The organism is Pseudolysinimonas sp. 10J20-29, from assembly GCF_055809595.1.
Window position 1 is genome coordinate 885,808 of the sequence record NZ_CM147917.1, and the last position, 16,848, is coordinate 902,655.

The 16,848-nt window shown below is 72.2% G+C and carries 17 protein-coding genes; 12 read left to right on the forward strand and 5 right to left on the reverse strand.

All coding sequences use genetic code 11. The annotated features are described in order from the left end of the window. Positions 1–266 precede the first annotated feature (266 nt). The 4 genes from nusA (at position 267) to rbfA (ending at position 4,931) form a co-directional block, all read left to right on the forward strand. Entirely contained in the window at positions 267–1,247 is a 981-nt protein-coding gene (gene nusA, locus AC0L6Y_RS04350; RefSeq protein ID WP_473556261.1) for a transcription termination factor NusA, read from the forward strand. Positions 1,248–1,258: 11 nt separating this feature from the next. Next, a complete protein-coding gene (locus AC0L6Y_RS04355) occupies positions 1,259–1,537 on the forward strand; it encodes a YlxR family protein (protein ID WP_473556266.1) in 279 nt (92 codons plus the stop codon). Positions 1,538–1,634: 97 nt separating this feature from the next. Beyond that, a complete protein-coding gene (infB, locus tag AC0L6Y_RS04360) occupies positions 1,635–4,334 on the forward strand; it encodes a translation initiation factor IF-2 (protein ID WP_473556270.1) in 2,700 nt (899 codons plus the stop codon). Between the two features lie 156 nt (positions 4,335–4,490). Further along, entirely contained in the window at positions 4,491–4,931 is a 441-nt protein-coding gene (rbfA, locus tag AC0L6Y_RS04365; RefSeq protein ID WP_473556277.1) for a 30S ribosome-binding factor RbfA, read from the forward strand. A gap of 586 nt (positions 4,932–5,517) precedes the next feature. On the opposite strand, the gene AC0L6Y_RS04370 is transcribed toward rbfA, so the two are convergent. Together AC0L6Y_RS04370 and AC0L6Y_RS04375 are read right to left on the reverse strand one after the other, a co-directional pair. Next, positions 5,518–6,945: an RNB domain-containing ribonuclease gene (locus AC0L6Y_RS04370; protein WP_473556281.1), complete on the reverse strand. Its 1,428-nt coding sequence runs from the start codon at positions 6,943–6,945 to the stop codon at positions 5,518–5,520. Between the two features lie 9 nt (positions 6,946–6,954). Beyond that, complete coding sequence (locus AC0L6Y_RS04375) at positions 6,955–7,872, reverse strand: HhH-GPD family protein (RefSeq protein WP_473556284.1); 918 nt, start codon at positions 7,870–7,872, stop codon at positions 6,955–6,957. A 38-nt stretch (positions 7,873–7,910) separates the two neighbouring features. Between AC0L6Y_RS04375 and AC0L6Y_RS04380 the strand changes: the two genes are divergently transcribed. After that, the gene (locus AC0L6Y_RS04380; RefSeq protein WP_473556287.1) at positions 7,911–8,498 is read left to right on the forward strand and encodes a nucleoside/nucleotide kinase family protein; all 588 of its coding nucleotides are present in this window, start codon (positions 7,911–7,913) and stop codon (positions 8,496–8,498) included. Between the two features lie 86 nt (positions 8,499–8,584). Here the strand turns inward: AC0L6Y_RS04380 and AC0L6Y_RS04385 are convergent, their stop codons facing one another. Next, positions 8,585–9,580, reverse strand: coding sequence for a ketopantoate reductase family protein (locus AC0L6Y_RS04385; RefSeq protein ID WP_473556292.1), 996 nt, complete (start codon positions 9,578–9,580; stop codon positions 8,585–8,587). A 53-nt stretch (positions 9,581–9,633) separates the two neighbouring features. Between AC0L6Y_RS04385 and truB the strand changes: the two genes are divergently transcribed. From truB to AC0L6Y_RS04405, 4 genes are read left to right on the forward strand one after another with little or no spacing between them, the layout of a single operon-like run. Further along, a complete protein-coding gene (gene truB / locus AC0L6Y_RS04390) occupies positions 9,634–10,545 on the forward strand; it encodes a tRNA pseudouridine(55) synthase TruB (RefSeq protein WP_473556297.1) in 912 nt (303 codons plus the stop codon). After that, complete coding sequence (locus AC0L6Y_RS04395) at positions 10,542–10,910, forward strand: hypothetical protein (protein ID WP_473556301.1); 369 nt, start codon at positions 10,542–10,544, stop codon at positions 10,908–10,910. The genes truB and AC0L6Y_RS04395 overlap by 4 nt, the downstream gene beginning before the upstream one ends. A 43-nt stretch (positions 10,911–10,953) precedes the next feature. Next, the gene (locus AC0L6Y_RS04400) at positions 10,954–11,409 is read left to right on the forward strand and encodes a hypothetical protein (RefSeq protein WP_473556304.1); all 456 of its coding nucleotides are present in this window, start codon (positions 10,954–10,956) and stop codon (positions 11,407–11,409) included. Beyond that, entirely contained in the window at positions 11,406–12,368 is a 963-nt protein-coding gene (locus tag AC0L6Y_RS04405) for a bifunctional riboflavin kinase/FAD synthetase (RefSeq protein WP_473558250.1), read from the forward strand. Before AC0L6Y_RS04400 ends, AC0L6Y_RS04405 begins: the two co-directional genes overlap by 4 nt. 6 nt (positions 12,369–12,374) lie before the next feature. Here the strand turns inward: AC0L6Y_RS04405 and AC0L6Y_RS04410 are convergent, their stop codons facing one another. Next, the gene (locus AC0L6Y_RS04410) at positions 12,375–12,962 is read right to left on the reverse strand and encodes a hypothetical protein (protein ID WP_473556309.1); all 588 of its coding nucleotides are present in this window, start codon (positions 12,960–12,962) and stop codon (positions 12,375–12,377) included. Positions 12,963–13,033: 71 nt separating this feature from the next. Here AC0L6Y_RS04410 and AC0L6Y_RS04415 point away from each other — a divergent pair, with 71 nt between their 5' ends. Continuing rightward, positions 13,034–14,290: an MFS transporter gene (locus AC0L6Y_RS04415; RefSeq protein WP_473556313.1), complete on the forward strand. Its 1,257-nt coding sequence runs from the start codon at positions 13,034–13,036 to the stop codon at positions 14,288–14,290. Here the strand turns inward: AC0L6Y_RS04415 and AC0L6Y_RS04420 are convergent. Next, positions 14,287–15,228: an ROK family protein gene (locus AC0L6Y_RS04420; RefSeq protein ID WP_473558254.1), complete on the reverse strand. Its 942-nt coding sequence runs from the start codon at positions 15,226–15,228 to the stop codon at positions 14,287–14,289. The genes AC0L6Y_RS04415 and AC0L6Y_RS04420 overlap by 4 nt on opposite strands. Before the next feature lie 104 nt (positions 15,229–15,332). Between AC0L6Y_RS04420 and AC0L6Y_RS04425 the strand changes: the two genes are divergently transcribed. Both AC0L6Y_RS04425 and deoC read left to right on the forward strand, forming a co-directional pair. After that, positions 15,333–15,788 (forward strand): SRPBCC family protein, encoded by a 456-nt coding sequence (locus tag AC0L6Y_RS04425; RefSeq protein ID WP_473556317.1) that lies wholly within the window; start codon positions 15,333–15,335, stop codon positions 15,786–15,788. 31 nt (positions 15,789–15,819) lie between these two features. After that, the gene (deoC, locus tag AC0L6Y_RS04430; protein ID WP_473556321.1) at positions 15,820–16,848 is read left to right on the forward strand and encodes a deoxyribose-phosphate aldolase; all 1,029 of its coding nucleotides are present in this window, start codon (positions 15,820–15,822) and stop codon (positions 16,846–16,848) included.

Here is a 16,848-nt window from a genome sequence, read left to right on the forward strand (position 1 = left end):
GCGAGGGAGTGGGGGGGGAGGGGGGCAATGAGGAGGCGAGCGGTGCGAGCACGCAGCCCGGGCGTGCGGCGAGCGCGCGACGCGGGCGGGCGGTGCGAGCGGGCAGCGCGGGCGTGCGGCGAGCACGCAGCCCGGGCCTGCGGGCAACACGCAAGGCGCGCCCGCCGCGCGATCCCCAGTTCGTATGCCGACCCCGCCGTGCTCGGTTAGACTGCATTGATGCGGCCGAGGGTAGGCCGCCCACAATCTGAATAGCGGAGGCCTAGATGGACATCGACCTCGGAATGCTGCGGCTCATGGAGCGCGAGCGAGAGATTCCGTTTGAAGAACTGGTCGGGATCATCGAGCAGGCCATCCTGATCGCGTATCTCAAGCACACCGACCAGGGCCCCGAGGTGGGCGCGCGTGTCGAGCTCGACCGCAAGACCGGTCACATCACGGTGTACGTCCCCGAACTCGATGAGGACGGCGAGGTCGTCGGCGAGGCGATCGACAACCCCGCCGACTTCGGACGCGTCTCCGCCTTCGCCGCAAAGCAGGTCATCTCGCAGCGCCTGCGCGACATCGGCGACGACAAGGTGCTCGGCGAGTTCAAGGGGCGCGAAGGCGACATCGTCGCGGGCGTCATCCAGCAGGGACCCAACCCGCGGATGATCCACGTCGACCTCGGCGCGGTCGAGGCGATCCTGCCGCCTGAGGAGCAGGTGCCGGGCGAGGACTACGCGCACGGCTCGCGCATCCGCGTCTACGTCACGAGCGTCAGCAAGGGCCCGAAGGGCCCGGCAATCACGGTCAGCCGCACCCACCCGGGTCTTGTGCGCAAGCTCTTCGCGCTCGAGGTGCCCGAGATCGCGAGCGGCATCGTCGAGATCGCGAGCCTCGCCCGCGAGGCCGGACACCGCAGCAAGATCGCGGTGCGCGCCCTCGAGCCGGGGATCAACGCCAAGGGCGCCTGCATCGGCGAGCTGGGGCAGCGCGTCCGCGCCGTCACCGCCGAGCTCGGCAACGAGAAGATCGACATCGTCGACTACTCGGATGACCTGGCCACCTTCGTGGCGAGCGCCCTCAGCCCGGCGAAGGTGACCAGCGCGTTCGTCGTCGACGAATCGCTCAAGGCGGTGCGCGCTCTCGTGCCCGATTACCAGCTCTCACTCGCGATCGGCAAGGAAGGTCAGAACGCGCGACTCGCCGCCAAATTGACGGGTGCGCGCATCGACATCCAGCCTGATTCGGTGATGGAGTCCTGAGCCGGGGTAGGATGGAGGCCGTCAGAACCTGCCTGGGTTGCCGACAGCGCGCTCCCCGCTCCTCGTTATTGAGGGTGGTGGCGCGCGACGGACGGGTCGTCGCGGATGCGGCGGCACGACTTCCGGGCCGGGGCGCCTGGGTGCATGACAACCCCGAGTGCATTGACACCGCGATCCGCCGCCGCGCCTTCGGGCGAGCGCTGCGGGTCGCAACTGGACTCGATCCCTCGAGTCTGACCACAGTGGAATCCGGTGCGAATGACCGCCCCGGAATCGAACGGACTGAATAGGCCGAAAAGCACATGGACAAGTAATGAGCAACTCGAAATGAGTTCCCTCACCCTTTGATGTCCGCTCCTGCCTGGAGTGGACCCAGACAGGAGAATTGTGGCTAACCCCCGCGTGCACGAGATCGCGAACGAACTCGGCATCGACAGCAAGATCGCTCTGGCGAAACTCACCGAAATGGGCGAGTTCGTCAAGAGCGCCTCATCCTCGATCGCTCCGCCGGTCGCTCGACGCCTGAAGAAGGCGCTTGAGGAAGACGGCGTCGCCAAGCCCGCCGCGGCCCCCGCGCCGAAGCCGGCCGCCAAGCCCGCGCCGAAGCCCGGCCCGAAGCCGGCTCCCGCCGCGCCCGAGGTCAAGGCCCCCGAGCCCGAGCAGCCCGCCGCGGCCCCCGCGACCCCGGCTCCCGCCGCGGAGAAGCCCGCGCCCGAGCAGCCGGCCGCGAAGCCGTCGGGCGATGCGCCGACCCCGGGCCCGCGCCCCGGTACGCCGCGTCCGGGCAACAACCCGTACTCCAGCTCGCAGGGCATGGCCCGTCCCGGCGCCCCGCGTCCGGGCAACAACCCGTTCTCGAGCTCGCAGGGCATGCCGCGTCCCGGCGGTGCCGGTGGCGCCATCCCGCGTCCCGCAGCGCCGCGTCCCGGCGCGCCCCGCCCGGGCGCCCCGCGTCCCGGTGCACCCCGTCCGGGTGCTCCGCGTCCCGGTGGCGGCGCCCCGTTCCAGCAGCGTCCCGGCGGCGGTGGCCGTCCCGGCGGTGCCGGCGGCGGATTCCAGCGTCCCGGCGGCGGTCCCGGCGGTTTCGCCGGTCGTCCCGGTGGTGGCGGCGGTCGTGGTCGTGGACCCGGCGGTGGCACCGCGGGTGCCTTCGGTCGCGGTGGCGGCAAGAGCAAGGCCCGCAAGTCGAAGCGGACGAAGCGCGCCGAATTCGAGATGCGGGAGGCCCCGACGCTCGGCGGCGTCGCGATCCCTCGCGGCGACGGCAGCAAGGTCATTCGCCTGCGCCGCGGCGCATCCATCAGCGACCTCGCCGACAAGCTGGAGACGCTGACCAAGTACAGCGTTCAGCCGGGCGCGCTCGTCACGGCGCTGTTCCACCTCGGTGAGATGGCGACGGCGACCGAGTCGCTCGACGAGGCCACCTTCCACATCCTCGGTGAGGAGCTGGGCTACAAGATCCAGATCGTCAGCCCCGAGGACGAGGACAAGGAGCTCCTCGCCGCCTTCGATCTCGACCTCGAGCAGGAGCTCGAAGACGAGTCGGACGACGAGCTCGAGATCCGGCCCCCGGTCGTCACCGTCATGGGTCACGTCGACCACGGTAAGACCAAGCTTCTTGACGCGATCCGCGAGGCGAACGTCGTCGCGGGCGAGGCCGGCGGCATCACGCAGCACATCGGTGCGTACCAGGTCTGGACCGAGCACGAGGGCAACGAGCGTGCCATCACCTTCATCGACACCCCGGGTCACGAGGCGTTCACCGCCATGCGTGCTCGTGGTGCGCAGGTGACCGACATCGCGATCCTCGTGGTCGCCGCCGACGACGGCATCATGCCGCAGACGGTGGAGGCCTTGAACCACGCGCAGGCAGCCAACGTGCCGATCGTCGTCGCGGTCAACAAGGTCGACAAGGAGGGCGCCAACCCGTCCAAGGTGCGCCAGCAGCTCACCGAGTTCGGCCTGGTCGCCGAGGAGTTCGGTGGCGACACCCTCTTCGTCGATGTCAGCGCGCTCCAGCAGAAGGGCATCAACGAGCTCCTCGATGCCGTGCTGCTGACCGCGGATGCCGGACTCGACCTGCGTGCGAACCCCAACAAGGACGCTCGCGGTGTCGCGATCGAAGCGAAGCTCGACAAGGGCCGCGGTGCCGTCGCGACGGTGCTCATCCAGTCGGGAACGCTGCGCGTCGGCGACGCGATCGTCGCCGGTACGGCCTACGGCCGCGTCCGTGCGATGCACGACGAGAACGGCGACCCGGTCGAGGAGGCCTACCCGGCCCGTCCGGTGCAGGTGCAGGGTCTGTCGACCGTGCCCCGCGCCGGCGACACCTTCCTCGTCACCGAGGAGGACCGCACCGCCCGTCAGATCGCCGAGAAGCGTGAAGCGGCCGAGCGCAACGCCCTGCTGGCCAAGGCCCGCAAGCGCATCTCGCTCGAGGACTTCACCAAGGCGCTCGAAGACGGCAAGGTCGAGAGCCTCAACCTCATCATCAAGGGTGACGTCTCCGGTGCCGTCGAGGCACTCGAGGAGGCGCTGCTCAAGATCGAGGTCGACGACAGCGTCCAGCTGCGCATCCTGCACCGCGGTGTCGGTGCGGTCACCGAGTCGGACATCGACCTGGCGACGATCGACAACGCGATCGTCATCGGGTTCAACGTGCGACCCGACGTCAAGGCGCGCGAGCGCGCTGCCCGCGAGGGAATCGACGTGCGGTTCTACTCGGTCATCTACGCGGCGCTCGACGACATCGAGAGCTCGCTCAAGGGCATGCTCAAGCCGGAGTTCGAAGAGGTCCAGTCGGGTGTCGCGGAGATCCGCGAGATCTTCCGCTCATCCAAGGCCGGCAACATCGCCGGTGTCATCGTCCGCTCCGGCACGATCACGCGCAACGCCAAGGCGCGCGTCATCCGTGACGGCGTCGTGGTCGGCGACAACCTGCAGATCGACTCGCTGCGTCGCTTCAAGGACGACGTCACAGAGGTGCGCACGGACTTCGAGGCCGGTATCGGTCTCGGCAAGTTCAACGACATCCAGATCGGCGACGAGATCGAGACGATCGAGATGAAGGAAAAGGTCCGGGCGTAAAGCTTGGGTGCCGGATGCGGCCGGGGCATTCCCCCGAGCCGCATCCGGCGACCACCCCTTCGAGGTGGTCGCTGCCAGGCCCAACCAGCGGCCCGGTGAAATACCCCGACCGCTCCCAAGCTGACGGCCGGTGAAGTGGAAGCAGGAGAGGGAGAGATGGCTGCGGGAGATCGCGCCGCCAAGATGGCGGATCGCATCAAGGAGATCATCGCGCGTCGGCTCGAGAAGGGGCTGCGTGATCCGCGTCTCGGCTTCGTGACGATCACGGATGTGCGCGTCACGGGCGACCTGCAGCACGCGAGCGTGTTCTTCACCGTGTACGGCACCGACGAGGAGCGCGCCGACTCGTGGGCGGCTCTCAAGTCGGCCACCGGCATGCTGCGCAGCGAGGTCGGCAAGAACATCACGGCGCGGCTGACGCCGAGCCTGGAGTTCATCCCGGACGCCCTGCCCGAGAACGCGGCGGCGCTCGACTCGCTGCTGAAGACGGCCCACGAGCGCGACGAGGTCGCCCGCCAGTCGTCAGTCGGCGCGAGCTACGCCGGCGAGGAAGACCCGTACGTCAAGCCGCGCGAGCTCGACGACGACGAGGACTGAGCCGCACCCACGTACCCGGTCGTGCCTTCAAGCCGCCCGCCCCGCCCCGCCCCGCCCCCGCTACCCCCCCCGGCTACCCGCGAGCGGTGCGAAACGTAGGGTGTCGGGCGCTGGGATCGCACTTTTGGCACCGCTCGCGGGGGTGTTCGAACGTGCACGGACGCGCGTGACGTGTGGCGTGGGCCGGTCGTTGGTCGGCGCGCGGCGCTGCCATTGACGCGCGGATGCGCTGGTCCCGTCCCGGCTCCCTCCCCCCGGCTACCCGCGAGCGGTGCGAAACGTGGGGTGTCGGGCGCTGGGATCGCACTTTTGGCACCGCTCGCGGGGGTGTTCGAGCGTGCACGGACGCGCGTGACGTGTGGCGTGTGCCGGTCGTTGGTCGGGGCGCGGCGCTGTCAGCAACGCGCGGATGCGCTGGTCCCGTCCCTGCTACCACCCCCGGCTACCCGCGAGCGGTGCGAAACGTGGGGTGTCGGGCGCTGGGATCGCACTTTTGGCACCGCTCGCGGGGAGGTGGCGGGCGCGCGGGTGCGCGGAGCGCGGGGGAGCGCGGGCGCGCGGGGCGCGGGTGTGCGCGGAGCGCGGGTCAGGCGCGGGTGAACTCGAGGGTGCCGGTGGCGATGTCGGCGCGCGTCAGGCGCACACGGAGTGACTCGCCAGGCTCGACGTCTCCCGTGACCTCGGCCTCGACGTCGGGGTCGGCGAGCTGGATGCGCCCTCCCGAACCGTTGGCCCGCACGACGACTGCGTCGAACTCCTCGCCGACGCGCGGGGTGAGCACGGCTGCCTCGACCAGGTCGAGGGTGAGCCGGTCCAGGCGTCCGGCGGCGCTCGCGGCGCGTCCCATGATGCCGGGCAGCTCCGGCAGCGACTCCAGCACCCAGGCAGGAGGTCGCTCGCCGCGCACGAGCGCCTCGCAGACGAGCAGCGCGAACCGGTCGACCAGTCGCCGCAGCGGCGCGGTGACGTGCGTGTACGGCGCGGCGATCGCGGCCTGGAGCCGCTCTTCGGGCTCCGCACCGTCGAACACCGTGTAGCTCGCGCCGCGGAACAGCGCCGAGGCCGCGTGCAGGATCGCCAGGTCGCGCGGCTGCTCGCCGTCGAGCCCGCGCAGGTAGTCGCCGTACGCCTGGTCGGCGGGCCAGGGCCGCCCGAGCGCGCGCGTCTGGCGGCGGAAGTGCTCGACCGACTCCTCGTCGGCGGGCGGCATGGTGCGCAGGATCCCGACGCCGCCGTCGAGCATGATCTGCGCCGCCGCCATCCCGGTCATGAGCGAGAGCTGGGCGTTGGCTCGCTCGATCGCGTGCAGTGCGCGGCGCTCCAGCGTGTAGCGGTCGCCGTCGTGGGCGACCAGGATCTCCGGCGTCGACAGGCTCGCCCCGCCGCGCTCCGCCTCGAGCGCGAGCCGCAGCTCGCCGAGTTCGAGCAGCAGGCGCAGCGTCTCGATCGATTCGCCGGTCCCGGCCGCGAGCTCCGCATCCGCTTGCTCGTAGGAGAGCTGGCGGCGGCTGCGGACCCGGGCCCGTTCGAGGGAGGTCTCGACGACGTCGCCGCGACCGTCGAGGCGGAACGTCCAGACGAAGGCGCCGCGCACCTCATTCGGCAGCAGCGAGGCGGCGTGCTCGCTGATGGCGACCGGATGCAGCGGGATGCGCCCGTCGGCGGCGTAGATCGTCATCCCGCGCTCGCGCGCCGTTCGATCGATCGCGCCGTCCGGCGTCACGAAGGCGGGCAGGTCGGCGATCGCGTAGTGCACGACGAGCCCGTCGGCGCCGCGTTCCAGCGCGAGCGCCTGGTCGAGGTCGGTGGAGCCCTCCGGGTCGATGGTGAGGAACGGGATGCCGGTGCGGTCGGCCTCCGGCAGCGGCGTCTGCGCGGCGGCGGCCTCCGCCTCCGCGATCACCTCGGGAGCGAACTCCCGCTCGAGTCCGAGGGTTTCGGGCAGTGCCGCGAGCGCGCTGACCAGTTCGGCCTCGGCGGTGGCACGGGCTAGGCGAAGCGGATGAACGGGCACGGCTCCACCCTAAGCGGCGGGCAGCGAGTAGCCCTCGGGAGCGGAGGTGATGAGCCCGTCGCGCTCGAGCCCGGCGAGTGCCCGCGCGAGCTGCTCGGCGTCGTCGAGACCGGCCGCGGTCCAGCGGGCGCGCAGCGCCTCCAGCGGCACCGGCACCTCGTGCGCGCGCAGCTCGCCGAGCACGAGCCCGCGCACCTGCCGATCGGAGCCCTCGTACCTTTTCTGGCGCGGCGCCCGCGCCCCGGTGTATGCCGGGTAGCCGGCGGCGCGCCAGGCGCACTGCGAGGCGAGCGGGCACTCCTCGCAGCGCGGCGCCCGCGCGGTGCACAGGGTCTGGCCGAGCTCCATGGTGCCGGCGTTGGCGAGTCGGGCGGTCGCCGCATCCGGTGGCAGTGTCGCCTCCATCTCGGCGAGGTCGCGGCGGGTCGAGGGCGGGCCGGGCTCCGCATCCCCGCGGACCGCTCGCGCGAGCACGCGACGCACATTGGTGTCGACGACGGGGGTGCGCACGCCGTAGGCGAAGGCGGCGACGGCGCGGGCGGTGTACGGCCCCACGCCGGGGAGGGCGAGCAGCGCGTCCACGTCGTCGGGCACCCGCCCGCCGTGCTGCTCGGCGATGGCGACGGCCGCCCCGTGCAGCGCGAGCGCGCGACGCGGGTACCCGAGCCGATCCCAGGCGCGCACCGCCTCACCCGGCGGCACGGCGGCCAGGTCGGCGGGGGCGGGCCAGCGCTCCAGCCACGCCTCCAGGCGCGGGATCACCCGCGCGACGGGCGTCTGCTGCAGCATGAACTCGCTCACCAGGATGCCCCAGGCCCCGAAGCCGTCCCGTCGCCACGGCAGGTCGCGATGGCCGGCCGCGAACCACGCCGCGACGCGCTCGCCGAGCAGCGCACGCGGGTCGTCGGGGGAGTCCGGTGAATTCATACCGTGCCAGGCTACGACGCCGTGGCTACGCTGGGATCATGCCGACATGGTCGCCCGCCCGCGAGGATGCGCTGGAGGCGCTCGCCGCCGAGATCCTGACCCACTACGCCAAGGGTCGGGTCACCGTGGCGGTCGAGGGCGCCGAGGGGTCCGGCTCGCGCGAGTTCGCGAGCGACCTGGCCGCCATCCTGGTGCGACGGGGGCACGCCGCCGTCGTGGCGCACATCGACGACTTCCAGCGCCCGCGGAGCGAGCGCGGAGCCGACACCCCCGAGGGGCGCTACCGTGACGCCTTCGACTACTCGGTGTTCCGTCGGGTGCTGATCGATCCGTTCCGGCTCGGCGGCAGCGCCGCGTTCGTGCTGGCCGCCTTCGACGCCGACGCGGATCAGCCGCTCGAGCCGACCTGGACCACCGCGCCCGCGAGCACGATCCTCCTGGTCGAGGGGGAGTACCTGCTGCGCTCCGACCTGCGCTCGATCTGGAACTTCAGCATCTGGCTCGACGGGCCGGGCGAGCCGCTGGCGAAGTACGCCGCCGACGCGGAGCCGCGCACGCGTGCGAGCGCCATCGTGGACAACAGCAACCCGGAGAGCCCCCGCCGGGTGTTCGCCGACTCCTGCTGACCCGGCTCCGCTGACCCGGCTCGCGCTGACCCGTCCCTCGCTGACCCGGCTCCCGCTGAGCCGACCCTTGCCGGCCCGGCGCCCCGCTAGACCGGCACGCGCGCGAGAACGTCCTCGGGGTCGAGGAACTGCCCCGACCGCTCCACCTGGTGCACGAGATTCACGAGGGCGGCGTTCGTCGGGGTGCTGATCCCCGCCTGCTGCGCCGCGGCGACGACCGCGCCATTCAGGAAGTCGATCTCGGTCAGCTGGCCGCGCTGGATGCTCTGCAGCGTCGAACCGGGGTTCGGCACGTCGCCCATCCGGTCGGCGAGCATCCGCGGGAAGAGCGAGCCGATCGCCAGCGGCGCCCACCCGATGGCCTCGAGCAGTCGGCCGGAGACGCCCTGCATCTCGCCGAGGCGGATGCCGCGCCGCCGCGCCACGCGCACCGTCTCGCGCATGCTGGCCGTCATCACCCGGCGAAGCCCCGGATGCGCGACCACCTCCTGCACGCTCAGCCCGGTGATCGCGGGCAGCGCGTTCACGTGGTTCACGAGGAGCTTGCTCCACTGCGCCGACTCGAGGTCGGGCGCGATCTCGGTCGGGAGGGCCTCGCCGAGCGTGGCGGCGAGAGCATCCAGCTCGTCGGGGGCGGTGCCGTCGCCGGCGCCGATCACGAGCGGCAGCGCGGCGGTGATGGTGATCCGCCCGGGGGAGAGGTAGGAGGCGGCGAACAGCGCCAGGCCGCCGATCAGCGGCGAGTCGGGGAGCTCCTCGCGCGCGACGGTGAGGCCGCCTAGGCCGTTCTGCACGACGAGCAGCGGGACGCCGCGCAGCACCGTGCCGTGCGCGTCGAGGGCGACACGGGCATCCTGCGCCTTGGTGGCGAGGATCGCGAGCTCGGGGGCTTCGGTCAGGAACTCGTCCGCGCTCACTCGCGCGACGTGCTCGCCGAAGCCGCCCTCCAGTCGGATGCCGTGCTCGCGGATCGCGGCGAGGTGCGCTCCGCGCGCCGCAACCGCCACCTCGTGCCCCGCCTTCTCCAGCAGGGCGGCGAGGGCGCCGCCGACGGCTCCGACTCCGATGATTCCGATTCGCACTCTGGCATCGTAGGGGCGCAGGCGTGGCGGGCGCGCGGCGATACGATGTCGAGGTGTCTGCAAGCCCGGGAGTGCTGCTCGTCGAAAAGCCGCAGGGCTTCACGAGCCATGACGTCGTCGCGAGGGCCCGTCGCGCCCTCGGCACGCGCAAGGTCGGCCACGCGGGCACCCTCGACCCGATGGCGACCGGGCTGCTGGTGCTCGGCGTCGACAGCGCCACCCGCCTGCTGACCTACCTCGTCGGACTCGACAAGGACTACTCGGCGACGATCCGTCTCGGCCAGTCGACGGACAGCGACGACGCCGAGGGCGAGATCACGGGCGGGGCGGATGCGCGCGGCCTTGACCGCGCCGCGATCGACGAGGTCATCGCGAGCCTCACCGGCCCGATCACGCAGGTCCCGTCGACGGTCAGCGCGATCAAGGTGCAGGGCCGGCGCGCCTACGAGCTGGCGCGCGCGGGCGAGACCGTGGAGCTGCGCGGCCGCGACGTCACCGTGGCCTCGTTCGTCGTCGACGAGGAGCGGCGCGGGTCCGAGCTGCCCGAGGGCACGATCGACCTCGACGTGCGGGTGAGCGTCTCCTCCGGCACCTACGTGCGCGCGCTGGCGCGTGACCTGGGCGCGGCGCTCGGCGTCGGCGGTCACCTGACGGCGCTGCGGCGCACGCGGATCGGCCCGTTCTCCGTCGACGACGCGATCGTGCTCGACCCCGAGCAGCCGGAGCGGGCCCGCGCGGCACTGCTCGCGCCCGGCGCCGTGGCGACCGCCCTCTACCCGAGCTCGACCCTCGACGAGGCCCGGCTGCGCGATCTGGCGCACGGCAAGCGCATCACGGTCGACCACCCGGATGCGGAGGTCGTCGCTCTGCTCGGACCGGACGGCCGGCTGGCGGGTCTGGCGTCGGTCGTCGACGGCACCGCGCGCATCCTCGTCAATTTCCCCACCCAGGAGGTGCTCTCATGATCTCCTGGTTCACGATCATTCAGGTCGTCATCGCGTCGCTCGCGGGGCTGTACTGCGTCGGTCTGGGCATCACCAAGCGCGCGCCCAACGACGCCGCGATCCTGTCGGTCGCGCTCGTGGAGCTGCTGCTGATCGCGCAGCTGATCATCGCGCTGGTGGCGCCCGGCTTCGGCAACGTCGCCACCGGCAGCGTGCTGGAGTTCTTCGTGTATCTCGTGACGGCGCTGCTGATCCCGCCGATCGCCGTGCTGTGGGCGCTGATGGAGCGCTCGCGCTGGAGCAGCGTGGTGCTGGGGATCGCGGCGATCTCGATCGCGATCATGATCTACCGCATGCAGCAGATCTGGGCGATCCAGCTGGCCTGAGCCGCGCGGCGTGCCGGGCCCGACGGCAGTACGCTGGGGGGCGATGTTGCGCTCACCCGAATCGAGTCCGTCGCCGCGGCGGATCAGCGGCTCCGGCCGCGCCCTCGTCGCCGTCTACGGCATCCTGGCGATCGCGGCGACCGGGCGCTCGGTGCTGCAGATCGCCACGCGCTTCGACGAGGCGCCGCTGGCCTACTCGCTCTCGGCCGCCGCCGCCGTGGTGTACGTGGTGGCGACGCTCGCCCTCGCGCTGCGCTGGGATCGGCTGGCCTGGATCACGATCGGCTTCGAGCTGCTCGGCGTGCTCAGCATCGGCACCGTGAGCGTGGTCGCGCCGGGGCTGCTGGGGCTCGACTCCGCGTCGCCGTTCGGCGGTCAGGCGACCGTGTGGAGCGCCTTCGGGGCCGGCTACCTGCTGGTGCCGCTCGCCCTGCCGATCCTCGGCCTGTGGTGGCTTCGCCGCAGCACGCGGGAGCCGGCGGAGGCGGCGGCGTCGTGAAGATCTTCCGCAGCCTGGCCGAGGTGCCCGCCGACTTCGGACCGTCGGCGATCGCGATCGGCAAGTTCGACGGGGTGCACCTCGGGCACCGCGCGCTGCTTCAGACGCTCTGCGCGCGCGCCGAGGAGCTCGGCATCTCGCCGGTGGTGGTGACGTTCGACCGCAACCCGCTCGCGCTGCTGCGGCCCGAGCTGTGCCCGCCGGCGCTGGTGAGCAATGAGCAGAAGCTCGAACTGCTGGCGGATGCCGGGGTCGAGGCGACCCTCATGCTCACCTTCGACCGCGCACTCAGCGCCGTCCCGGCGACCGAGTTCGTCGAAGACACGCTCGTGCACGCGCTCGGCGCCCGAGTCGTGCTCGCCGGTGCCGACTTCCGCTTCGGCGCGCGCGGTCAGGGCGATGTCGACCTGCTCACCCGGATCGGGGCCGAGCGCGGATTCGAGACCGTCGTGGTCGGCGACGTCGCCGGGTCGGGGGACGCCGTGAGCGGCTCGGCGCGGCGGACGTCGTCCACCTGGATCCGCGAACTGCTTGACGAGGGCAAGGTGCACGACGCGGCGAAGCTGCTCGGACGCGCCCCGACGGTGCGCTCCGTCGTGGTGCACGGCGAGCATCGCGGGCGCGAGCTCGGCTTCCCGACCGCGAATCTCGACCCCCGCCTCGAGGGCTTCGTGCCCGCCGACGGCGTCTATGCCGCCTGGGCGACGATCGACGGCGCGCGCTACCCGGCCGCCGTGTCGGTCGGCAACAACCCGACGTTCACGGGGGTGCCCGAGCACCAGGTCGAGGCGTACCTGCTCGATGTCGATGTCGACGCCTACGGGCGCACGATCGAGCTCGAGTTCGTCGACTTCGTGCGTCCGATGCTGCGCTTCGACGGCATCGAGTCCCTCGTGGCGGAGCTGAACTCCGACGTGGCGAAGGTGCGAGACATCCTGGCCGTCGAGCGCCAGCACTGACCGGCGCTAGGCGCCCGGTGCGTCGCGGCGGCCGTACAGGAACAGCACGATGGCGGCCGCGCTGCCGGTGATCGCGGCCCCCGTCCCGAGCTCCCATCCGGCGTCGCTGGCGATCAGGCGGCGCCCCCGAAGCACTGCCCGGGTGGCCAGCGGTGCGGCGCGGAGGCGCGCCGAGGCCACCGCCTCGGAGACGGTCGAGGAGACCGCGAGCGGCCGGCCGAGGGCGAGGGCGAGCTCCCAGGCATCCGCGAGCGTCGTGCCGAGCTCCGGCACGCGCACGCGCGTCCGGGCGGCGAGGCGCTCCATGGCGAGCGAGCGGATGCGGGTCGTCAGCTCGGCGAGGTTCTCGCTCTCCAGGGCGGCGCGTTCGCGTCGCGATCGCGTGGCCGTGCGAGCGACCGAGCGGGCGAGGTCGTCGACCGTGATTCCGGCGCGCAGCGTGGCGTGGGTGGCGATTCCCGGCCCCTCGGCCTCGAGGATCTCTGCCACCGCGAGCAGCAGCTCGCCCTGGCGCCTCGACCAGTTCGTCTCGACCCGCGCCGCATCGCGACGCGCGCCGTCGCGCCGCGGGAGGTGCCCAGTTCGATCGCGCATGAGGCGACTGTACGCGGGCGGGCTCGCGCACGAGGCGGCGCCACACAGGCACTCCCTCCTAGACTCGTGCGGTGAATGAACGGGAGGCCTTCGAGGCTCGAAGGCTTCGGCGCGGCCGCGTGCTCGTGTTCGTCGGCGTCGTGCTGCTCGCCCTCAACCTGCGCACCGCGGTGGCCGCGATCTCGCCCATCGTCGACCTCATCTCCGCGGAGCTCGCGCTCGATCCCGTCGCGCTCGGCGTGCTCGGGGCCACGCCTCCGCTCGCCTTCGCGGCCTCCGGGCTGATCGGGCCGATCGTGGTGCGCGGGGTGGGATTGGAGCGCGCTCTCGTGCTCGCGATCGTCGTCATGGTCGCGGGCCACCTGGGGCGCGCCCTCGCCGGCTCCCCGCTCATCCTCGTGACGGCGACGATCGTCACGCTGCTCGGGGTGGGCGTCGCCAACGTGCTGCTGCCGCCGATCGTGAAGCGCTACTTCCCGAGCCGGGTCGGGGCCGTCACGGCCATCTACGCGACCGTCATGTCGGTCGGCGCTACCATCCCGGCGCTCATCGCGGTGCCCGTCGCGGAGGGCGCAGGGTGGCGGGTATCGCTCGGCGTCTGGTTCGCCTCGGCGATCGTGGTGGCGATTCCCTGGGTGATCAGCCTGCTCGGGCGTCACGATCAGGCTCACGATGCGGCGGCCCGCGCCGCCGAAGCGGTCGAGACCGGCGCGCTTCCCGTCGCCTCACGGCTCAGCGTTCTGCGCTCGCCGATCGCCTGGTCGGTCGCCGGCGTGTTCGCCACGGCCTCGTTCGGCGCGTACGCGGCCTTCGCCTGGCTGCCGCTACTGGTGAGCGACCTGGCCGGCGTGGACCCGGCCGCCGCGGGCGGTCTGCTCGCGCTGTTCACGATCGCCGGCTTCCCCGCCGCGCTGCTGGTGCCCGTGCTCGCCTCGCGACTGCGCTCCGCCGCTCCGCTCGTCGTCGCCGGGATCGCCTTCCACGTCGCCGGGTATCTGGGGCTGCTCATCGCCCCGTTGACCGCGACGTGGCTGTGGGTGCTGCTGGCCGGCTTCGGCCCGCTGCTGTTCCCGCTCGCGCTGGCGCTTATCGGGCTCCGCTCGCGCACCGCCTCCGGAGCGGTGGCGCTCAGCGGCTTCGTGCAGGGCTTCGGCTACCTCGTCGGCGCGGCCGGTCCGTTCCTGGTCGGGATCATCCACTCGGCGACCGGGGGATGGGTCGCACCGCTGTGGCTGCTGCTCGCGGCCGCCGTCTTCGCCGTGCCTGCGCTGTTCGTGCTGGCGCGCGGTGAGACCGTCGAGGACGAGCTCGAGCGCCGCGCCGGCTAGGAGTCGATCAGCTCGGAGCGGTGGATGAGCGCGGCCGCGCCGATCAGCGGGCCGTCGCCGGAGAGCCCCGACGGCACGACACGCACCTTCGTCACGAAGCCGAACTGGATGTGCTCGGCGATCGGCTCGCGGATCGCGTCGAAGAGGTCCGGGGTCACGTGCGAGAAGCCGCCGCCGATCGCGACGACGTCCAGGTCGACGAGTGCGGTGGCGGAGGCGATCGCCTGGCCGATGGCGCGACCGGAACGGGCGACGGCGCGACGGGCGATCTCGTCGCCCGCGGCGTAGGCGGCGGCGAGTTCTTCGCCGGTGGTGCCCTCCCAGCCTTCGCGGCGCGCCCAGGCGACCGTCTTGGGACCGGAGGCGACCGCCTCCAGGCATCCGGCGCCGCCGCAGGCGCAGGGGTCATCGAAGCCGGCGACCTCGACGTGTCCGATGTGGCCCGCGTTGCCGGTGGGTCCGGGGACGGTGCGGCCGCCGAGGATCAGGCCGCCGCCGATTCCGGTCGACACGATCATGCCCATGGCGTTGTCGGCGCCGCGCGCGGCGCCCACCCAGTGCTCGGCGAGGGCGATGCAGAGACCATCCATGCGCAGCGTCACCGGCACACCGGGTGCGACGGGCTCCACGATGCTGCGCACCAGGTCGCGCAGCGGATACTCGCGCCAGCTCGCCAGGTTGAGCGGCGAGACGGCACCCGCCGCCACGTTGATCGGGCCGGCCGCGCCGATGCCCGCGCCGATCAGCTCGTGATCCGGGCCGACGCTGGCGAGGGCCGCCATGGTGGCGCCCGTGACCGCCTCGGCGAGCTGCTCCGAGCTCGAGTCGGGGCCGGTGGGGCGCCGGTGGCGCGAGGAGGCGACGACCGTGCCGTCGGCGGTGACGAGTCCAGCTTCGACCTTCGTACCGCCGAGGTCGATGGCGAGGGCAACAGGGATCACGGCAGGGCGCTACTTTCGGTCGGCGGATGCACAGTTTTTCCCAGCGTAGCGACCGCCGCGTGGCTGCTCATCCGGGGTCGACAGAGCAGTACACTGGCGGCGTGAACGGCGTCTCGAGGCTGGAACGGGTGATCGATCTGCCGCGCTCGATCGTCTGGGAGGCGATCGTCGACCCGATCCTGATGGAGGGCTGGCTGCATCCGGATGCGAGCCTCGTCGAGGGCGTCGACGTGCTCGAACGGCGCGACCCGGCCCCCGATGAGCCGGCGGTCCCCGCGATCGTCGAGAGCGACGGGCCGCGCCTGGGTCACGTGCGCGTCGAGCTGACCGAGTCGAGCGGCGGCTCCCGCGGCGGGGTCACCGAGCTCGTCCTCACCGTTCCGCAGCACATCGACAGCCGCTTCCGTGCGCCGCTGATCGCGGGCTGGCAGACCCGGCTCGACCAGCTGGAGGAGCTGCTGCGCGGGCATCCCGTCGATTGGGACAACTGGGAGCGCGATCACGGCGCCGACTATGAGCAGCACCTGCTGCGGGCCGCGACCGTCGCGTCCCCCTGAGAGTTTCAGGCGCGCTCGCTAGACTCGGGGGGTGAATGCCACCTCTTCCGGCGTGACGACGCGCACCGCGCTCGCCCCTGCCGAACGCGCGACCAGGCTGCTCGGCGCCGAGCTGACCGAGAAGAGCCTGCGACTCCATCTGGAAGGCCTCCCGGGCGTTGACGCCGTTGGCCTCGAGCAGCGCGCGGCGGCCCTCGGAACGCGCTCGATCAAGACCACCTCGAAGGCCTGGGCCCTCGACCGCATCATCGAGCTGATCGACCTCACCACGTTGGAGGGAGCCGACACCCCGGGCAAGGTTCGCTCGCTCGTCGCGAAGGCGATCACGCCCGACCCGAGCTCGCCCGACACGCCCCGCGTGGCGGCGGTCTGCGTGTACGGCGACATGGTTCCGGATGCGGTGGCGGCGCTCGGCGCCCTCCACGGCGACCCGGATGACGGCCTCATCTCCGTCGCGGCGGTCGCCACCGCGTTCCCGAGCGGTCGCGCCTCGCTCGCCGTGAAGCTCGCCGACACCCGCGACGCGGTCGCGGCGGGCGCCGACGAGATCGACATGGTGATCGACCGCGGCGCGTTCCTCGCGGGCCGCTACGGCGAGGTCTTCGAGCAGATCGTCGCGGTCAAGGAGGCCTGCCGCCGCGAGGACGGCACCTTCGCGAGCCTCAAGGTGATCCTCGAGACCGGCGAGCTGAACTCCTACGACAACGTGCGCCGGGCCAGTTGGCTGGCGATTCTCGCCGGCGGCGACTTCATCAAGACCTCGACCGGCAAGGTGAGCCCCGCGGCGACGCTGCCGGTCACCCTCCTCATGCTCGAGGTGGTGCGCGACTGGCACCGCCTGACGGGGGAGAAGATCGGCGTGAAGCCGGCCGGCGGCATCCGCACCTCGAAGGATGCGATCAAGTACCTGGTGACGGTGGCCGAGACGGTCGGCGAGGAGTGGCTGCAGCCGCACCTGTTCCGGTTCGGCGCCTCCAGCCTGCTCAACGATGTGCTGCTGCAGCGGCAGAAGCTCCAGACCGGCCACTACTCCGGCCCCGACTACGTCACGATCGACTGA